The following is a 16,535-nucleotide window of genomic DNA, read 5'->3' on the forward strand; positions in this document are numbered from 1 at the left end:
TCTTGGACGTTCTAATAGCTGGTGTATTGGCCGAGGCCCAGGACCGCGCGGCAATTAGGGCATGAGAACATCGTGGTCCTTACATACATCGAGATCAGGGTGTCGATCTTTGCTTTCTGGCCGTCGTCTATGCGCTCTCTAAGGATGTTATATCCGTTCACTTCCGATTTGCAATTGGGGCAAATAGCCAACTTCCTCACCAGGATGCATAATATGATTAATGGAATAAAAAGGAAAAGGGGTTTGAAAAAATTAAGTTTTTACAACGGCCGCATCCTTTGGCCCCACCTGCGCGATCATACGCACGTCCATCGGTATTCCCTTCTTATCGTCCAAGGCCAGGGACCAGACGTGCTGAGGGCACTGCCCCACGCATACCCCGCAGCCCATGCATTTTGCCCAATCAAAACCGACCTTCTTGTTCTCGAAGGTTATGGCTTCGAACGGGCACGCTTTAGCGCATTTTCCACAGGCTTTACATTTCCCCTCGTCCATGTGAGCGGAATATCCCGACGATGCGATCATGTTCGTCCCATTGACCATCATGGCCCTCAGGCCCACACAACAACACTTACAGCAATTGCATATCGCGTAGAATCGTCCGATGCAGGCATCCTTGAACCATGCAGTATGCATGTGCCCCCGTTCGTCCTCATCTCTCAGCAATTGTAAGGCTTCCTCGATCGTGGCACGATGGCTCCTATCTGGATGCAATGCGAGCACGCTGTCAGTGAATGGTTTTCCAATGACCATGCATACCCTAGACGGTTTGCACCCGTTCTCGCTCGCTGCGCGACAACCGCATTCGTAAAGGACCACTTCCGTCGGGGATTTAATCACGATGTCCCGGGCCATGGTGTACGGTATCACCTGTTCGAGGTCTTGTAATGGGATGTCCTTGTCGATGGTTATGATCGATTCCGCCAGCTCCAGTGGCAGGACCTTACTATGGTAGTGCTCGCTCCATCTTCTCTTCTTCTTCTCACTTGCATTCGGCAGAGTATGGTTTCTCAGCCATCTGATGTACTGTGGGGTCCATCTGACATAGATATAGCCGTGAATCTGCTTGGTAAAACCATTGTTATTTTTCTTGGCCTCAGCCATAAAAGCCTTGGTTGCCGGTTTCATAAGAATGCTCATGGTGATCAACTCCCGGTGTATCGTTTTAAGTAAAGAGGCTATATATTTTAGCATCAAAAATTAAAAAATATTACGATTATTCGTAAATTGAAAAATTAAATTATTTCGTCTATTGTCGTTATAAATTCTCGATCTCATAATATTCTTTCATAAATCGGACAACATGAATATTTATCAATTGTCGAATATTTATTAATTGTACTACGAGGGCGATATCTCAAGGTAAATGCGAAGAATCGTAATAGCGATAACAATGGTTATGATTTAATTATATTAATGAAAAACGCGTAATAATCTAAATATTTCAAAAGACTTGTTTAAATAAATAAAAAATATTTTATTGAATGGACACAACATTTCCTATGCTCATCCATTCAATTTCGGTGAGCTATCTAAAATTAAATCCTGTGTTTAGTGGCTCACGACCTTTGACAGCTTCTTCGCCTGGGCGATCCACTTCTCCACCATCTTCTCGGTAGGCGTCCGGCGAACCAGCTTCTTCTGGGCGTTGACCTCTTCCATCTTCTTTACCAGATTGGGCGCCTTCCGTAGAGCAAGTTCCACGACGGTGTCCACGCCCGACACTTCCAACAGTTCAGAGTACTCCGACCCGACGCCTTTGATGCGGAAAAGGTCCGCATGATTGGTCCAGGTCAACAGGTCCGTCTTGTTCAATCCGGTCTTCTTGGCCACTTCCTCGCGGCCCTTTGCCGTGGCACAGGCCTCTAGCAGCTTTTCTACAGTGAGAATATCAGCCGTCGCCAATTTCCCCGCGATTGCTGGCCCGATGCCTTCTATCTCAGCGATTTTGGTCATTTTCTGCCTCTGATCCTCTCATCCCGTCCCAACCTTAACAATTGAATAGGTCTGTCGATATATTATCGTTTTTGATAACGCCGATGAGAATCATCAGATTGTCCTATTCTGTTATAGAATGGCCAACGCTGTTCTCAGGTCACCGCATCGGCAGCGGGAAAGAGGCCCGCTCCTAAGGCCGTCCTATCACTGCTGGATGACGATGGATTAATACGCCTTCAAGTCATGTCCCGCCAGAACCACCATGATTATCGACAGCCACGTCCACATCTGGTTGAGGGACCATCTGCCCGATTCGATGGTCCGAGCCTACCTCGAGCCTTTGGCGATACTCAAGGAGGTCATGGACTGGGAGGTGGACATCGACACTGTCTGGCCAGAATACACGGTCGACCCGCAGAAGATCATGGATATGCTCAAGGAGAGCGGCGCGGACAAGGCGGTAGCGTTACCCATCGACTTCAATCTGGTGGAGCCCGCCCGCATCGACATCTACGATTACAACACCTGGGTCTTCGAGAGTTGCGCACCTTATGCGGACAAGATTGTGCCGTTCATCGGCGTCGACCCGCAGCGGGGCGCGGAGGCGCTCAAGCTCCTGGACCACTTCACGTCCAAGTACGACGCCCGGGGGGTCAAGCTTTACCCTTCGACAGGCTGGTATCCGTACGAGGAGAGGATCAAGGCCTTCTACGACAAGGTGGAGGACCTGGGACTGTCGGTCATCACCCACGCCGGGGCGGCCTGGGGGTCGCTGGAGGAGAAGTTCACCGAGCCGAACTTTTGGGCCGGCGTACTGGAAAGGTATCCGAACACGAACATTGTCCTGGCCCATCTCGGCGGAAGGTGGCGCCAGCAGGTCTTCGAGCTCTGCCGGGAGTTTCCCAACTGCTACACGGACTGCTCTGCCTTACAGGGCTGGTTGCCCTCCGAGCCGGAGACCGCGCTGTCCAGGTTGAGAGAGGTGGCGGAGAAGGTGCCAGACAAGGTCTGCTACGGCTCCGACTTCCCGCTGTTCGACCTGAGCTATTCGTCCCCCACGTGGCTGGATTTCGTGAGGACGCAGCCCTGGGCCGACGACGAGGTCAAAGCGAAGATGCTGGGCGGGAACATGCAGAAGGTCCTCGGTCTTTGAGCGCGTGAAAAAGATAACGGCCACGCCTAGCAAAGATATTCTATCGGCAGTTCGATGCTTAGGGCGATGATCATCGACGGTCACGTACACCTCTGGCTCCGGCCGATGTACCCCGATTCCATCATCAACGCCTATCTGGAACCATGGCTGGCGATGGCGGAGTTCATGGACATGACCCGGGACAAGGAAGAGAACTTCCCCACCTCCGAGGTGCGCCCGGAGACCCTGGTAGAATACATGGAGCGGGCCAGGGTCGACAGGTCCGTGGTCCTACCTTTGGACTTCGGCACGGTAGAGGAACCGAAGGTCGGGGTGGAAGCCTACAACGATTGGATTTTCGAGAGCGCCGAGACCTATCCGGACAAGATCATCCCGTTCATGGGCATAGACCCCACCCGCGGCGAACAGGCCATACGGCTGATGAGGAAGTACCATTCGAAGTTTGGGCCGAAGGGCATCAAGATCTATCCTCCCAACGGTTTCTATCCTTTCGAAGAGCGGCTGGACCCGTTCTGGAAAGAGGTGATGGATATGGGGTTAATAGTCATCAGCCACGCCGGGGCCAGCTGGGGTCCGCTCGACGAAGAGAAGAGCCGCCCTATCCATTTCCGCCCGGTCCTCGAGCGGTATCCGGAGCTCAAGCTCATCATCGCCCACTTGGGCGGCAAGTACCGTCAGGACACCTACGAGCTGGCGAAGGACTATGATAATCTTTACACCGACTGCTCCGCGCTGCAAGGATGGTTGCCTGGGGAGCCCGAGGTAGTGAACGACCGCCTCCGGGAGGCCTTCACACACATGGGCGACCGGGTCATATTCGGAACGGACTGGCCGCTGTTCGACCTTGCCTATCCGTACGAGGGTTGGTGCAGTTTCGTTCGAGACCAGCCCTTCTGCTCCGAGGAAAGGAAAGAGAAGTTGCTCGGCGGTACGATGCAGAGGCTGCTGGGCCTCTGATCAGGCCCAGGACCGGCCCCAGCGTCCTTTGAAGAAGTTCTCACCCGACGGCTTCCTGGACGGCCTCTCTCTTTCTGCCAGGAGCTGCTTCTCCGACAGCATGGAGGTGTCCGTCCCGGGATATCCGCATATGACCAGGGTGATGAGGACGTAATCATCCGGTATGCCAAGCTTCTGCTTTATGGTCAGGGCGTCGTATCCAGCAATGGGATGAGCGATGAGGCCCAGTTCGGTAGCCCTCAGCATCATCTCGCCCACGGCCAGGCCGGTGCTGAACAGGTAATAATCGCGTCTGTCGGCCAGTTTGCAATCGTCGTCCAGTCGAGCGCAGACGACCATGATGAGAGGCGATTTGGTGGCCCAGGTGTTGCCTCTGGGCATAGAGGACTTGACGGCATCCAACGACGGCGGGTCCTGAGCGACGATGACCCGCCAGGGCTGGTTGTTGTTGCACGACGGGGAAAGGCGCATGGCCTCTATGAGCTCAGCGATAACATCTTCGGCCACTGATCGAGCGTCCAAAGCCCTGGTCGCCCTCCGTTTGAGCACCGCATCTTGAACTTCCATGATGATCGAGCCAAAATAAGGGCGTTCCGTAAATATCCTTTTGCCAGACCGTCCCCCTACACATTCATAACCGGGCGGACCAAGTGATCGCAAGAAAGACCGAGGGTTATTCAGGGCCATTACAGTTACTGGCAATATGCTCCGTATGGCATTTCCAAGCCCGTAACCGACCATAAACCTTTAAATCGGGAACGGTTATTGCGGAGCGTTCGGGCCCGTGGCTTAGCTGGATATAGCACTGGCCTTCTATTCCCCGACGAGGGGGAAGAGGCAAGTCAGTGGTCCCGGGTTCGAATCCCGGCGGGCCCGCCAATATTGCTCCATCGATCCATATCTGTTCCAAGTTCACAGGATCCTGGAGTGGGGTTATATCATTCCAATTTTATTATCGTGAATATTGATAAATTTATCAAATAAAGATAAAAAAGGAAAAGATTTAGAAAAGAGAGATCACAGCTCGTCGAGTATTTTCTTCCTCTCCTTCTCGTATTCTTCCTGGGTGATCATACCTTTCTGCTTGAGGTCCTCGATCTCCTTGAGCTTGTCGTGCGCGCTGGCCTCGACTGGCTGGTTTATCACAACTGCCGGGGGATCGAAGTGAATTACCGCACTGGCTATCTTGGTGACCTCGAAAGGCTTGCCCACGTTCTCCCAGGAGACCGCTCCGCCGCTCATCAGCTTGATGCCCGGAGATTCGTAATCGATCCCTCCCTTCTCACCAGCCGTAGCGAAGAAGACATCGCCATATCCGAATATCCTCTCGTACCAAGGCTGGATGGTCGTAACGCTCTGGACCTTCTCTATGCCAATGTCCGCATACCGCAAGGTGAAGATACCGTAACGCGTGATGATCCTTTGATCGGTGACCACGAACATCACCCGGCTAAGGTAGATGTAATTGATGACCAGACAGAGTATTGCGAAGACCAGCGGTATCAGGAACCAGTACCACTCGATGCCACCGCTGTCCAATGCCGCCCACGTCGCGATGGCTATTCCGGCCAGACCGCCGATCAGGCCCAGACGTTTCTCGATGACCACCATTAGCAGACATGCGACCACGGCGAGACCCAAGGCCAGCAGGTCACCATGATCGCCGTTGAAGAAGAAGACCATGCTTATCATATAGATCAGGGCGAAAGCGGTCAGCAACAGCCCCCTACCGAGTATGACGATGGCAGCCGGCTTTCCCTTCCATTTGATGCTCTCGCCCTCGATCAGATAATCCGAGGCCGGCGAACCGCTCGCCGCTCGAGACAATAATGATCCTCCCTTGTTCTTCCCCATTGCATTGTTCCCCCTCACTCCCTCATCCTGGCACAGTACGGATCATCCGGCCATTATGGTACAAAGTGTGGGAGAATCATTGTCATCCCGATTATTAGTAGGATTTGGATGGAAAACGATTCGTTAAAAAAATATCGATGATTGCCTTCGAACCCCGATAATTAAGCGCGCTCAAATACAAAGAAGACATCTGGTAATACTGATAATCCTTGATTTCTCATGGGTCATTTGCCCGATCAAAATACGTCACGCAGGTCCTGCGGACCCCCCATTTGTAGAAAAGGTTATTAAATACCCATTGAATCAGGGCAGATAGTCTGGTGTGTACAGATGAAAAGAAGTTCACGCGCCTGGAAGAAGAAGGGCAAGCAGCGCTGGAAATGGCGCAAGAAAAAGATGAGACGACGGAAGCGGGCCCAGAAGATGCGCAAGCGCTAATACTGAACCAAGTGGGGGTATGGGGTAACACGGTATCCTCGCGGGCTCCAGTTAATATGGAGTGATTGCTAACGGGTTTGCTGATCCGGTGATGAATAACTGGAGCGATGACCTGTTAATTCGCGTGGGGTCGCTCCCCACGTGGTGGAAACCCGCTGATCTGGGTTCAAATCCCAGTGCCCCCACCTCTTAATCTTCTTAGGGGCGAAAGTCCCCCAAACCTCACTTTTCCATATTTATGTCTGAATCGCAGCTCACGCCATCGAAAGTTCAATGAGCGTCCGGACCGATGGTTTTTACGAGATGGTACCTTGGACGGAGTCAAATCGTTCAACATTCCAGTTCAGGACATGAAAGCGCAGGCGGTCTTCTATCGAAGTGTGTTCGGATGGGGCGTTACGGCAATCGAAGGCAGTTCAGGCGATTATCACAGCGTGATCACCACCGAGACCGACAAGGCCGGGATCCCGGTCAGTAAGGGTTTCATCAACGGTGGCCTGTTCCAGAAGGGCACGCATGGCATAGACGGCACTTTCCTCGAGGTGGAGGTCAATTCCATCGATGAATCGTTGGACAAGGTCATTCGATCAGGAGGGAAGGTAGTGAAGCCGAAATCCCCCATATTGGACTTCGGTTTTTTCGCCATCATCCAAGACCCCGAAGGAAATTGCATCGGGCTGATGGAATATCTGAAGTAGGCCAAGATCCCATTAAAATATGGCGGATGGCTCAGAGGATGGAATCTTTATAGAATACGTTACGACTAACGCACACCTTTTATAATCAGCAACGAAATTAGGATGATGGGAGTCCCCGCGGACCTTCTCCAACTTCCCCACTATATATCGTTTTGCGGGGGCTCCTTACCAGTTATGAAAAAAGAAAAAAGGAAAGGGGTTTTGTAGATCGATCAAAGAGTTAGATCTAAGAACTCCGGAAGCCAGATCTTGACCCAGAAATTACCGTTCATATAGTGAACGATGACATGTGCGCTAAGGTCCAAGTTCAGCGGTTCCAGTCCGATATCATCCGGATATCCCGAGGCCAGGTCGGCGTTCATGTGCGCGTTGATAATGACCTGCTCAAGGCAATCGCCATCACACATCTCCAGGTGGGCCATTATCTGTAGGTTCTTAACGTCAAGGGAGTAGACCATTTCCGATTGACCTTCGTTATTTAACCACAGTTCAATTGATCCATGGAAGAACCCTTCCACCTTTACATCAAGGCAATCTTTCTGCTCACTGCACTTCAGGTTCAAGTGCACCTTTCCGTCGATCTTGACGGTTGCGGTCATACCTTCGGGCCATTCATCATAATATGGTATCAGGTTCGGGAACAGCTCGTCCGTCAGTTCTAGCACTTCTGACGGGATATCGAAGGATTCTTCGATATCCTCCTTCAATACAACATGCTGAATATTATTGGCAGCGGCTGCGGAGGGCGCGCTCAAACAGAAAGCGCCCAACATCACCATCACCATTACGATCGCCATCGTCGTCTTCATAATGGTTTTCATATAGTCCCCCCCGAGATCTTCCGATCTCATGGTGATTAAGACTTGAGCGTTGGACCTTATATAATGTACGCAAAAAGACAATGATTGACCGGATGGGCATCCTAACGATGGATGAGCAAGCCGGCCGACGAGAGATAAGGTTCCTCACACCAACAAGCGACGGATGACCTCTTGCGTCTCCTGAGGCGTTCTGGTGGTGTTCACCAGATGCACCCTGGACTGTGATAGGAACTGGCGGAAGAACTTCTCCCGGACCTTCATCTTGCGTTCTCCGCGCACCATCTGGTGCGGGTTGCACAGATCGTTGGCGTTCAAGTAATCCCAGGCCTGGTCCGGAGTAAGTTCTCGAACCTGCTCTGGGTCATCACGGTCCCGTTTCAGCAGCACGACCTCGCGTATTGTGGTCATGGGGACGACAGAGCCCTTCCCCACCACCCAGCGGACGTTGACCACCGCCCTCTGGCGGTTGTCGAACTTGGCCTTCTCCACCAACGCGCGGTACTCTTCCCAGATGCTGCCGATGTCCGCGTCGATGTAGCAGTTCTTCTCCGAGGCGAAGGCCATGGGCCTACGGTCGGATAAACGCACGAAGTACCAGTCGTCGGTGACCAATCGCGCCTCCTTCATGCGCAGCAACCCCCAAGAATGGGTGGTCTTCCCGGTCTTCGACGGAGCGATGAGCGTTATGCCCTTCCCGCCAACGTCCAGGGCGGCCCCGTGCACCGAGAATATCTGGTGCTCGTCCTCCAGCACGTCCCCGGCCACGGCGAGCGCGACGCTCTTTATCCAGCCGTAATAATCGAAGTTGTAAAGGAACGCGGTCTTGGCCAAAGGCTCGTAAAGCACCTCGAGCGGTCGCCCCGGCTCCTCCAGGCATATGATCCGCCCGTGGGAGCGCACGTTCTCCGACATGGAGAAGAAGTTGTCCTCCCACATGTCCTGCACCGCGTCGCTCAGGGTGTACAGCTTGATGCAGCAACCGTTTACGTCCGCCTTGGCGGTGTGGAAGTTTAGCGAGGAATACTTATCGTATAATGCTTCCTTCTCCTCAGGCGTGATCAGCCGCACGGGGTAGCTCATGACCCCCGATAGTAATTACTGGCAGTTCAATTTACCGCCGCTGTTGACCCCGGCCTTCATGAGCTTGTACTCGATGCTGTCGATCAGCGCCATCAAGGACGCCTCGATGATGTTCTCCGAGACCCCTATGGTGGTCCAAGTATGCGTCCCGTCGGTGGAGCTGATGAGCACTCGGACCTTGGCCGCGGTGGCTTCCTTGCCGTCGATGACCCTGACCTTGTAGTCGATCAGGCGCACCTCCTTAAGCACGGGGTAGAATCGCTCCAACGCTTTACGCAGCGCGCGGTCCAGAGCGTTCACCGGCCCGTTGCCGTCAGCGGCCGTATGCTCCACGGTGCCGTCGGAATCGACTACCCTGACCGAAGCTTCCGAGGTCATGACGTCCCCGGTCACGTCCATGAAGGTGCGGAACCCTTCCAAATGGAACGGCGAGGTGTTCTGCCCCTTGAGCTTGCGTATCAACAGCTCCAGGCTGGCATCGGCGGCCTCGTACTGGAATCCCTGCGCCTCCAGCTCCTTCATCCTCTCCAGTATGGATCGCCCACCGTCCTTTTCGGTGTCTATGCCTAGCTCCCCCACCTTGACCATGATGTTGGAGACGCCGGAAAGTTCGGAGACCAGTATGCGCCTTTGGTTGCCCACTTGCTCTGGGTTAACGTGCTCATAGGTACGCGCGTCCTTCAGCATGGCGCTGACATGCAGCCCGCCCTTATGGGCGAAGGCGCTCTTCCCCACGTAAGGAGCGTGGGAGTTCGGTGAGACGTTGGCCATCTCGGCCACGAAATTGGACAGCTTGGTCAGTTGGTCCAGATCGCTGACGTTGGTCTGCACCTTCATCTTCAGCATAAGGTTGGGTATCACGGAGCACAGGTTGGCGTTGCCGCACCTCTCCCCCAGCCCGTTCATGGTGCCCTGCACCATGGAGGCCCCGGCCTCCACCGCGGCCAGGGAGTTGCCCACGGCCAGCTCGCTGTCGTTGTGGGCGTGCATCCCCAGCGGTACTTTTATCAGCTTACGAACGCGAGAAACCGTCTGGAACACCTCGCTGGGGAACGCTCCCCCGTTGGTGTCACAGAGACATATCCAGTCTGCCCCGGCCTCCTCGGCCTGCTTCAGCACCTTAAGTGCGTAATCTGGATCGCACTTGTATCCGTCGAAGAAGTGCTCGGCGTCGAAGATCACCTTGCGCCCGTTCTTCTTGAGGTAGGCGACGGTGTCGTGCACGATATGCAGATTCTCATCCAAGGTCACCTGCAAAGCCTTCTCCACGTGCAGGTCCCAGGCCTTCCCAAATACGCTGACCCATTCGGTCTTCGTGTCCAGGAGCGCGGCCATGCCCTTGTCTTCCTCCGGAGGCGTTCCCGGCCGGTGCGTGGAGCCGAAGGCGACCAGCTTGGCGTTCTTCAGCTTAACGTTTCTCGCGGCCTTGAAGAAGGCCTTGTCCTTAGGGTTGGAGCCGGGATAACCGCCCTCTATGAAGTCGATGCCGAACTCGTCCAGACGGCTCAAGATCTCCAGCTTGTCCTCGGTGGAGAAGCAGACCCCTTCGGTCTGGGAGCCGTCGCGCAGCGTGGTGTCGAAGATACTAGCCCTGGCGGGCAATAAATAAATCCCACCCGACGTTTGATTTCTTGACCATGTTGATGCCTCAGGCAAGTTATGCCTTATCATGGCACGACCTATTTAACCCTGCCGTTAAGACAGGTGTCCCTCTTCATCAGTCCCACCAGGTCGCTCATTATGGCGCTGGCCGTCTCCTTTCTCCCGGCGCCTCTTCCGACCACGGTTATGGCCCCGGCCAGATCGGTGTGCATGTGCAGCACGTTCAGCGTTCCCGAGATGGAAAGCGGATGTCCCAAGGGCACCATGCGCGGGCAGACCTCCACCCCGCCGCCGTTGACCTCGCCGATCAGCCGTATGACCTTCTTCTCCCTGGCGGCCAGATCCACCGCTTCCTGGGTCACGCGGCGTATGCCGGTGCGCCGCACGTCGTGGTAGGTTATGTCCAATCCCATTATCGCGTTAGCTAGTATCGCCAGCTTGCTGGCGCTGTCGATACCGTCGATGTCGTAGCTGGGGTCCGTCTCAGCGTAGCCCATCTCCTGGGCCTCCTTCAGCACGTATTCGAACGGCAGCCCCTCCTCGCCCATGCGGCTAAGGATGAAGTTGCAGGTGCCATTCAGGATCCCCTTCATCGACTCCACCTTCTCAGCCATCAGCAGTTCTCGTGACAGGTTGATGATGGGAGTGGCCCCGCCCACGGTGGCCTCGAAGCGCAGCTCCACGCCGTTCTTTTTAGCCAGCTGGTCCAAGGAGCGGTATTTCAAGGCCAGCGGTCCCTTGTTAGAGGTGACCACGTCCTTCCCCGCCTTCAGCGCGGTGCACATGTGGGTATATCCCGGCTTCGCATCCACGATGTTGGTGGGGGTCATCTCCACCAGCACGTCATAGTCCAGGTCGCCGAGCATATCCGCGATGTCCTTCCTCCTGACCTTCCCCAGGCCTTTTCCGGCCATCTTCTTGGCCACCAGATCGAGCGGGTCCAGGCCCCGTACATCGTAGGAATAGGTCTTGGAGTCGAAGACGGCGACTATATCCAGTTCAGTGCCGAGGCGCTCTCGTATTAGCCCTTTCTTCATGGCCACGGCCTCGGCCAACCCCTGTCCGACGGTACCGAAGCCTACCAACGCCAAGCGCATGTCACACCCCCATCCCGCGGATCAGGAGGAAGTCGTTGCGCTTGCTCCGGGCCTTCAGCAGCTCGTCTATCTGCTTCACCCGTTCCTTCTCCCGGACGTTGACCAGTAAGAGCACGGACTTGCTGTCCGTGGTGGTGGATAATGAGTATTGCAGGTCGATGGTCTCGATGCCCCCCATCTTCTCAATGCCCTCGGTGATGGAGCGCAGGGCGGAATGGCTCAGGTCGCCCAACAGAAGGTATTCGGCTGGATAGGTTCGGAATATCTCGCCCATCTTAGCCACCTCGACGCCCCTCTCCCTCCACATGGAGAAGATGGCGTCCAGCGACCGCTGGTCTGGGTACTCGAAGGTCACATTGACCGATATGCGTCCTCCGGTCACCTGCTCGTGGTTGTGTATGACCCCCACGATGTTCCCTTCGTTGAGCGATATCGGCTCCAGGGCCTTGATCAACTGCCCCGGGACGTCCTTCAAGCGCAGATCTACGTTGACCCTCATCTGGTCATCTCCAGTTTTTTCGGGCAATATGCCAATGGGCGGTGCCCGGCCACATATATGGGTTCGATTATCTAATCCTTTCAATGCACAATGTCGCTGTTGGAACGACTATAAGAAAATGGCGCCGAGGGGGAGATTTGAACTCCCGAGGCGTTGCCGCCACGAGCTAGCTGGCGGAAATTTTCCAGGCTCGCGCCTTACCGGTCTGGGCCACCTCGGCACTTCTGCGGCGATAATCGTAACCTCATTTAAAAGTATTTGTCATTGGGCGCGGACGCCCAACTTTCAAGGGGTTCAGTGCAGGCTGCCCAGCGAGTCCCGAATGGTCGGCCGGGCCCGCCGGGCGAGGTCGTTCTGTGTCAGGTCCATGTCCACGACCTCTACCGATTCCTTCAGGTAGGGAAGCTTGCCCAGGAGCCGTCCGCGAGCGTCGTAGGCCTGGCTCCCGCCGAAGAACACCATGTTCAGCTGGCATCCCACGTTGTTCACGTAGGCGATGGGGCAGGTGTTCTCTACCGCACGCGCGGGTATGATCCTCTCGAAGGGCATGCGTGAGGTCATCGGGGAAGCGGCCAGGCACAGGAGTAGGTCCGCCCCCTGCATGGCGTAGGCTTTGCAGATCTCCGGGAAGAACAGGTCGTAGCAGATGCATACGCCCACGCCGCGCCCGCGGAACTGGAACATGCTGGGGACCTGCCCGGAAGTGAAATACAGTCCCTCCTCGAAGGGCCCGAAGTTGGCCGGATGCATCTTGTCGTACCTTTGGACGCTGCCGTCGGGGGAAACCATCACCGCACTGTTGGTAATCAGCCCCCGATTGTCGGCGCTGTTCAGGGGCATGCCGAAGACCAGAGCCTTGCCGGTGCGGTCTGAGAGCTCGACCAGGGAGGAGACGCTATCCCCGTCGATGTCCTCGGCTAGGGTGACGAAGCGGTCCCGGACCATGTAGCCGGTGACGTAGGCCTCCGGGAAGATGAAAAGGTCGGCGTCGGTCCCCTGGACTATCGAGCGCATCCGCTCCAGATTTCCTTCCTTATCCCCGGGAACGCTCTTCAGCTGGCAGAGGGCCAATCGCATGATGGTGAGATTGAAGGTAACGTTATTCAACCTTTGCCAGAAAGAGGATTAATTAACGGGAGGTCATTATCCTCATTCATATGCCGTCGAAATCGAAGGAGCTGACCGAGGAGACCATCAAGGAGTTCATACAGGCCCAGGTTACCGGTTCTAAGGCCTCCGGAGTGGTAGTCGGACTATCCGGCGGCATCGACTCGGCCGTGGTCACCAAGCTCTGCGTGGACGTGCTCGGTCCAGACAAGGTGCTGAGCGTCTTCATGCCCTCACCGACCACCCCCAAGGAGGACCTGCAGGACGTGCAGAAAATGAGCCGGACCTGGGGCACCACGCTCCTGGTGTACGACATATGCCCGCTGCTGAAAGGTTACAGCACCATCATGCCCGGTTCCGACCGCAAGGAGGTCGCTGGGAACCTCATGGCCCGCATCCGCATGACCATTTTGTACGCCCACGCCAACGCGGAGAATCGTCTGGTCGTAGGTACGGGAAACAAGTCCGAGCTGCTCATGGGTTACTTCACGAAATACGGGGACGGCGGGGCGGACATACTGCCCATAGGCGACCTGTACAAGACCAAGGTCCGGGTGCTGGCGCGGGAGATCGGGGTGCCGGAGAAGATTATCGAGAAGGAGCCTTCCGCCGGGCTGTGGGAGGGGCAGACCGACGAATCGGAGATGGGCATCGCCTACGATGATCTGGATATGGTGCTGTCCGGGCTGGAGGAGCAGCTCGATCTGAGCACCATCGCCCGCAGGACCGGAGTGCCTATAGCCCTGGTGGAGATGGTAGCCGAGAAGAACGAGGCGTCCAGGCACAAGCGGCGGTTGCCATTGATACCTAAGCTGGGACTTAGGACCGTGGGCTGCGATTGGCGGGAATGATTAGCTCTTACTTATCGCGGCGATGAACCGTTCAGGCTCATTAACGTCCAAAACGACGGTCCTCACCTTCTTCCAGAATGATGATGGGACCCGAATCTCATTTTTCAATTCGATCCGCACTCCGTTCTTCTTACTACCCGTCATCACCAGGGTGCGGTTGAAGGCGTCCAGGATGACGCCCTCCTTGACCTCTATCTTATCCATTCTCTGAACGGAGCTCACTTGCTCCATCGGCATGACGACACGAGAATGCCATCCCTGGCGTATGATTATCTTGCCTTCCTCGACCTCGTGGGAGGTGAGCAGGGGGGAGACGCCCACCACGACCACGGCGATGACCAGCACTACCCCGATGAGTAAAATGAACATCAGTTGATCCATTTGCAGCAGCACGAGCAAAGCTAGCAGCCAAACCGCGGCGATCAACCAGATCACGAGATTGGCGATCGCCGGACTCTTATCGTAATCGAAGTCCATAGATGTGGATGATAGTGAAATGGGGGCTAATTATGCCTTGCGTCCCTCGCTCGTCCGTAAGGTTTAATTATGGCCATCTAATTTGGGGCCTTACACGCTCCCGTAGTGTAGTCCGGCCAATCATGAAGCCCTCTCGAGGCTTCGACTCGGGTCCAAATCCCGACGGGAGCACTTCACTCTTATCTTGATTCCTGAGCTCTTTCTTCAATTTCATGGTTTTCGTCCATCTCTAATGGCAGTTTTTCTTTTCTCCGGTACGATTCGATTTTTCCAATGCCCCCGAACTTGAAAATAAAGAGAGCCAGCAGATGCCCAACTAGAACTTGAGGTCCATCGGCATCTCCCTGTCCCCGAGGTAGGTTTAAATACTGTTAAAATGAGGGTTAACATCATGGTCGAGGTAATTACTATCATAGGATTCCTCGTCGCCTGGTTGGTATCAACCATAGTGATTTTCTTTGTCACTAAACTATTTGGGCAGACGGAAGGTTTCGGCAAAGCGCTCATGGCGGCTTTGATTGGCACGGTCATTTACATTTTAGCATATTTCTTGCTAGGCAGTGGTCTGCTGGCAGCGGTTGTAGCAGGAATCGTTTGGTTATTGGCTCTCAAGGGCCTGTACAAGATCGGTTGGGGCAAGGCACTAATCATCGCCATCATCATTTGGATAGTGGCAATTGTAATCGGTATCTTCCTTCCGACCCTTTCAGGTCCATTTTAGAACGGGAACTGAAGGGGACAAGGGGCCTGGACCGTTCGACCCCTTTAACCATTTCTTCAAACTGAACTTATGGGAATAGGTGGGCAATGCTTTGCTAGTTTTCCGGTCGAGGGTCGAATTCTATGCTCACCGCTATCGAATCGCATGTTCCCTGAAAATCAATATTACATAGTATCTGGGTATTGCAATTAACATCAATGTATATTTATGCACATCATTAACAGTTTTAATACAAAGCCAGTCACATGTGAGCACATAATACGCTTTGGTTTAAAAGAACTACCTCGTGAAATCATCTATCATTCATTTACAGCTCGACGAATCAATCGTGGACGCTAATGAGATCGGGTTCTTCGCTCGCCTTCCCTGCTGATCGTATACGTAACCTGTTTTCAGGGTCAGGTCACCGTTGACCAGCAACTTAACCGTCTCCATCAGGAGCGGCACCTCTCTCTTTGCTTCCCTGGCCCTGATAGCCTTGGCCAGCTCATCAATCGAGCCAACGGTTAGTCTCAGGTCGCTGATGTCGAACTTATCGTAGGCCACCACAGCCCCTCGGTCCAGCTCCGAGGTACAGACGTGGACCATTGAACCATACTTCTCATCGTCACCGGCCGCGACCCGGCGCACAATCTCCTCCCAAGTCCCTTGGTACGTATCAGGAAGCGCTGGATGGAGGTTAATGATGTCATACTTCTGGCAGGTCTTAGGGTCCAATATCAGCATGTACCCGGCCAGCACCCCAAAGTCCATTTTGTGTCCGGATATGCTTTCCCTCAACGTTTCTCCGTAGGCGTCCCTCCAGGCCACCAGGTCCTTCCTCTTCAGTTCCGGACGAAAGGTGTCCGATGGCAGTATGATGACCGGCACGCCGTCCTCTTCGGCCATGACTTTAAGCTTCGCCCGGTACTGATTCCCCTTGACCTCCCGGTTGAGGAACACGAAGGCCAGCTGTGCGTCGATCTCCCCGCTCTTGATCTTGGACCGCATCGTGGTGAACAGTCCCAGAGAGCCTGGGCCCCGGCCGGTGGTGAACCATCCGATCCGCTTAATCGCCATCAGACCGTAATGGGAATCACCTTCATATTTTAACCGCGTCGTCCGAGCATTCCTTGGCGTGATGAAGATCAGGTCCGATCTTAGTTCAGACCTCACCCTAGGCAGGATTAGTTTTTTACTATGACCAATGAATGCAATCTGAGGTGGGGTCATACGAAGTGCAATAACTGCGGAAAGGACAAT

At 54.5% G+C, this 16,535-nt stretch carries 18 protein-coding genes and 4 tRNA genes; 8 read left to right on the forward strand and 14 right to left on the reverse strand.

Annotated elements, in window-relative coordinates; translation table 11 throughout:
* Positions 1-11: 11 nt before the first annotated feature.
* The 3 genes from NT131_01845 to NT131_01855 form a co-directional block, all read right to left on the reverse strand.
* Complete coding sequence (locus NT131_01845) at positions 12-200, reverse strand: hypothetical protein (protein ID MCX6650390.1); 189 nt, start codon at positions 198-200, stop codon at positions 12-14.
* Between the two features lie 52 nt (positions 201-252).
* On the reverse strand, positions 253-1,104 hold the full coding sequence (locus NT131_01850) for a 4Fe-4S binding protein (protein ID MCX6650391.1): 852 nt from the start codon (positions 1,102-1,104) through the stop codon (positions 253-255).
* Between the two features lie 447 nt (positions 1,105-1,551).
* Positions 1,552-1,956, reverse strand: coding sequence for a DUF4332 domain-containing protein (locus tag NT131_01855; protein ID MCX6650392.1), 405 nt, complete (start codon positions 1,954-1,956; stop codon positions 1,552-1,554).
* 244 nt (positions 1,957-2,200) lie between these two features.
* Between NT131_01855 and NT131_01860 the strand changes: the two genes are divergently transcribed.
* Both NT131_01860 and NT131_01865 read left to right on the forward strand, forming a co-directional pair.
* The gene (locus NT131_01860) at positions 2,201-3,091 is read left to right on the forward strand and encodes an amidohydrolase family protein (protein MCX6650393.1); all 891 of its coding nucleotides are present in this window, start codon (positions 2,201-2,203) and stop codon (positions 3,089-3,091) included.
* 66 nt (positions 3,092-3,157) lie between these two features.
* Complete coding sequence (locus NT131_01865; protein MCX6650394.1) at positions 3,158-4,048, forward strand: amidohydrolase family protein; 891 nt, start codon at positions 3,158-3,160, stop codon at positions 4,046-4,048.
* Here the strand turns inward: NT131_01865 and NT131_01870 are convergent, their stop codons facing one another.
* Entirely contained in the window at positions 4,049-4,615 is a 567-nt protein-coding gene (locus NT131_01870; protein MCX6650395.1) for a nitroreductase family protein, read from the reverse strand.
* Positions 4,616-4,826: 211 nt separating this feature from the next.
* Between NT131_01870 and NT131_01875 the strand changes: the two genes are divergently transcribed.
* Positions 4,827-4,927, forward strand: a tRNA-Arg gene (locus tag NT131_01875).
* 138 nt (positions 4,928-5,065) lie between these two features.
* Here NT131_01875 and NT131_01880 read toward each other — a convergent pair.
* A complete protein-coding gene (locus NT131_01880) occupies positions 5,066-5,902 on the reverse strand; it encodes a PH domain-containing protein (GenBank protein MCX6650396.1) in 837 nt (278 codons plus the stop codon).
* A 451-nt stretch (positions 5,903-6,353) separates the two neighbouring features.
* Between NT131_01880 and NT131_01885 the strand changes: the two genes are divergently transcribed.
* Both NT131_01885 and NT131_01890 read left to right on the forward strand, forming a co-directional pair.
* Positions 6,354-6,525, forward strand: a tRNA-Trp gene (locus NT131_01885).
* A gap of 126 nt (positions 6,526-6,651) precedes the next feature.
* The gene (locus NT131_01890; GenBank protein MCX6650397.1) at positions 6,652-7,038 is read left to right on the forward strand and encodes a VOC family protein; all 387 of its coding nucleotides are present in this window, start codon (positions 6,652-6,654) and stop codon (positions 7,036-7,038) included.
* A gap of 212 nt (positions 7,039-7,250) precedes the next feature.
* Here NT131_01890 and NT131_01895 read toward each other — a convergent pair whose 3' ends face one another.
* The 7 genes from NT131_01895 to NT131_01925 all read right to left on the reverse strand — a co-directional run bounded on the left by NT131_01895 (position 7,251) and on the right by NT131_01925 (position 13,244).
* Positions 7,251-7,859, reverse strand: a complete 609-nt coding sequence (locus NT131_01895; GenBank protein MCX6650398.1) for a hypothetical protein — start codon at positions 7,857-7,859, stop codon at positions 7,251-7,253.
* A gap of 144 nt (positions 7,860-8,003) precedes the next feature.
* Entirely contained in the window at positions 8,004-8,939 is a 936-nt protein-coding gene (locus NT131_01900; protein MCX6650399.1) for a hypothetical protein, read from the reverse strand.
* Between the two features lie 15 nt (positions 8,940-8,954).
* Complete coding sequence (cimA, locus tag NT131_01905) at positions 8,955-10,541, reverse strand: citramalate synthase (protein ID MCX6650400.1); 1,587 nt, start codon at positions 10,539-10,541, stop codon at positions 8,955-8,957.
* A 77-nt stretch (positions 10,542-10,618) separates the two neighbouring features.
* A complete protein-coding gene (locus NT131_01910; GenBank protein ID MCX6650401.1) occupies positions 10,619-11,638 on the reverse strand; it encodes a homoserine dehydrogenase in 1,020 nt (339 codons plus the stop codon).
* A 1-nt stretch (position 11,639) separates the two neighbouring features.
* Positions 11,640-12,137 carry a hypothetical protein gene (locus NT131_01915; GenBank protein ID MCX6650402.1) on the reverse strand — a complete coding sequence of 166 codons (498 nt, stop codon included), beginning with the start codon at positions 12,135-12,137 and terminating at the stop codon, positions 11,640-11,642.
* A 119-nt stretch (positions 12,138-12,256) separates the two neighbouring features.
* Positions 12,257-12,357, reverse strand: a tRNA-Ser gene (locus NT131_01920).
* Positions 12,358-12,431: 74 nt separating this feature from the next.
* Positions 12,432-13,244 (reverse strand): carbon-nitrogen hydrolase family protein, encoded by an 813-nt coding sequence (locus NT131_01925; GenBank protein MCX6650403.1) that lies wholly within the window; start codon positions 13,242-13,244, stop codon positions 12,432-12,434.
* 50 nt (positions 13,245-13,294) lie between these two features.
* On the opposite strand from NT131_01925, the gene NT131_01930 reads away from it, so the two are divergent.
* Positions 13,295-14,095 carry an NAD+ synthase gene (locus NT131_01930; GenBank protein MCX6650404.1) on the forward strand — a complete coding sequence of 267 codons (801 nt, stop codon included), beginning with the start codon at positions 13,295-13,297 and terminating at the stop codon, positions 14,093-14,095.
* Here the strand turns inward: NT131_01930 and NT131_01935 are convergent, their stop codons facing one another.
* Positions 14,096-14,572: a hypothetical protein gene (locus NT131_01935; GenBank protein ID MCX6650405.1), complete on the reverse strand. Its 477-nt coding sequence runs from the start codon at positions 14,570-14,572 to the stop codon at positions 14,096-14,098.
* A gap of 96 nt (positions 14,573-14,668) precedes the next feature.
* On the opposite strand from NT131_01935, the gene NT131_01940 reads away from it, so the two are divergent.
* Together NT131_01940 and NT131_01945 are read left to right on the forward strand one after the other, a co-directional pair.
* Positions 14,669-14,743, forward strand: a tRNA-Glu gene (locus NT131_01940).
* Positions 14,744-14,963: 220 nt separating this feature from the next.
* Positions 14,964-15,293: a hypothetical protein gene (locus NT131_01945; GenBank protein MCX6650406.1), complete on the forward strand. Its 330-nt coding sequence runs from the start codon at positions 14,964-14,966 to the stop codon at positions 15,291-15,293.
* A 303-nt stretch (positions 15,294-15,596) separates the two neighbouring features.
* Here the strand turns inward: NT131_01945 and NT131_01950 are convergent, their stop codons facing one another.
* A complete protein-coding gene (locus tag NT131_01950) occupies positions 15,597-16,352 on the reverse strand; it encodes a formyltransferase family protein (GenBank protein MCX6650407.1) in 756 nt (251 codons plus the stop codon).
* Positions 16,353-16,535: the final 183 nt, after the last annotated feature.

This window comes from Methanomassiliicoccales archaeon (assembly GCA_026394395.1).
Taxonomy (GTDB): Archaea; Thermoplasmatota; Thermoplasmata; order Methanomassiliicoccales; family UBA472; genus UBA472.